The sequence below is a fragment of the bacterium endosymbiont of Bathymodiolus sp. 5 South genome, assembly GCF_900128535.1.
In the GTDB taxonomy this organism is placed as follows: domain Bacteria; phylum Pseudomonadota; class Gammaproteobacteria; order PS1; family Pseudothioglobaceae; genus Thiodubiliella.
Genome location: NZ_FQTR01000203.1, coordinates 1 through 2,553 on the forward strand (window position 1 = coordinate 1; position 2,553 = coordinate 2,553).

At 39.4% G+C, this 2,553-nt stretch carries 1 protein-coding gene; it reads left to right on the top strand.

Annotated elements, in window-relative coordinates; genetic code table 11:
- Positions 1-2,553: C80 family cysteine peptidase (locus BBROOKSOX_RS09975; protein ID WP_139661571.1), on the top strand; the 2,553-nt coding region annotated here is incomplete at both ends.

Below are 2,553 nucleotides of genomic sequence, written 5' to 3' on the forward strand. Positions count from 1 at the left end.
TTTATGATTTAAACGGCAACGAAGTCAACCTTAATGTCAATGGCAAATACCGTATCAATGTAGTGGCTCACGGATCTGAAATGACAGCCATAGGCGCTGAACAACTCGCTACCCATATCACCGACTTACAAACAAAACTTAGAATAGAACAAACAGAGCAAGGCCGTATTGCCTTAGTAGGTTGTGAGACAGACAAACCCTCCTCAAGTGGCACTGCAGCTGAAATTACCTCCTTAGCACAATTAGTTGCACAAAGATTGTATGACAGCGGCAATGGCACCATCAACGCCGAAGTAACCGGCAGAACAACACAAATAGAAGTCAATGCTGATGGCACCAAAACCATGCTAACAGGCGGCACCAAGACCGTTTATAGCTGGGATACTGATAAAGGAGGAATGAGTCAAAAAACTGAAACGGTTAAAAGCCACAGTGGGGTGTTAAAGAATCCATTGATCAATCTTAATGAAGAAATTCAAAGATTGGAAGAGTTGCTTAAGAGTAAAAAATTCACCTCTAAAAAGCAAAGTAAGCATTATGAACTTTTATCTGGGACTCTCCATGCTTTTCGTGAAGTACGAGAAAATGAATTGGACTTCTATTATTCTGGACTAAAGGAATTAAAGTTGGATTTTGATGAGCATTTAAGCAGCAACCCAAATTCAGAAATTATAGGAGAATTAAACAGGATAAATGCTGTTTTGCAAGATTTTATTACTGATATTGAAGCTCAAAACTTAAGAAGAATAGAACTAGAGCACTCTGTGCTACTTGTGCGTGAAAAATACGAAGCAGCCAAAGTGCTGGAAGTTGGCGATAAAGTTAAAAAATTAAAGAAGACGCATGAATGGTTTTTGGATCTTGCAAGTCGCAGCGTTGAAATGCGTGAACAATTAAAACACGACATATCAGCTATAGAGCGTGAGATTCAAGTGGCCAAGGAGTCCCAAGCTAAACTTGATAAATGGGAGGTAGGGAGCATAAGGCGGGACCCCATTACCGATCCATTTGTAGGATACACACGCCAAATTCTCATAACAACAACAGATGACTTAGAATTGATTCAAAATGAGATACGACTGGCAGAAAAATATCCAGACAATACTACTATTGTTCATATGGATAAAAACGGTAATTACAAAGTTGTATACGGACTTAAATTAGATCAAATACCAAAAGGCGATCTTAAAGTTATGATCAATGCACATGGTGCATTAGGCAGCATTGCAGACAGAAGTATTGAGGAAATTGCCAAATATATCAGTACTATAGAGCAGGCTACTGGTGAGGATTTTAGCGTAAGGAAAGTCAGTTTGATTCCCTGTGACTTAAAGGGTGAGTATGCAATAAAACTTCTATCTAAGTTGCGAAAAAGAGGGATAAGTAACGCCAAAGTCAGTGTTAGGCTTGTGAAGACAAGTGTGCTTCCAAATGGTAGAAAAGTTACGGTAGATTCCGCAGACGGATTTCGTACAAGATATCGCTCTGACATTTTTAAAAAAACTTATGCGTTCAATGAAAAAGGTGAAATAATCCCTGTGGATTCTTATACAGACGAGCATTATGATGTTAGTCTTTCTATTGATAAAGATGGAAAGCCAAAAATAGAACGCATTTATGGCAATAAACGCCTTAGTGAATTAAAGGGTGCGTTAAAAGTTTTTGTTAAAGCCAAAGGTTTTAGTGAAACTGAGCAAATGTTGCATCAGTTTAAAGAAGCACTGCCTTCAGATGCCTCCATGTCACATCTCAACATCAAAACACCAAAAGATAACGACTGGTTTGCTCAGGGTAGTGTGTTGAAACAAGGACAAGATTTAGGTAAATTTGGTAGAGGTCTTAATGTAAGTGTTTTGGTGCACTCTAACCCTGAAGACTCTCAAGTATTGATGGCTCTTTGTAATAGAAATTCTGAGGTGATTATTGTTAAGGGGGGCAGGGGCAACACAGCCTTTGTTGAATCGCCTTATATACCAAAAAATGTCATACAATTGACAGAATTCGGAAATTCAGTCCTAAAACAACAACTCTTGGCATTTAGAGGTGATGATTTTGATGCTGACATTCGTGTCAGAATTGTGCATGGGGATGTAAAGCAGATTCCTACGACAAGGGAGACTTTGGAAAACTTAGAACTTATATCTCAAGTTACTCAGCAACCTATTAGAAATATAACTATTTCAGCGTCTACTACAAAAAAGCTTGGTCATTATCAAGAACTGGTTACAGCACTGTCTAACAAATATGAAGTTAACATTGTAGTGTGGACGAAAACAGAAGGGGGCGAACCCGTAAAATGGCTATCAAAAACACCCCAAGACTCAGATGTGATTGTGCGTACTCCTCCACACCTAGCCGAAACCCAACCCCACAACGACAAAAAACTCCAAGACTGGGACACCCCAAACCAAGAACAAATCAACAAACTAAAAGCAGAATCCCAAAAAACCAAGCCCCAACTAGCCAACCACGACCACCAAGTCCTAATCCAAACCGAACCCGATGACAATGTCAAAGACAGCACCCTTAAACTTGCCCTAAAACACCCAGCAC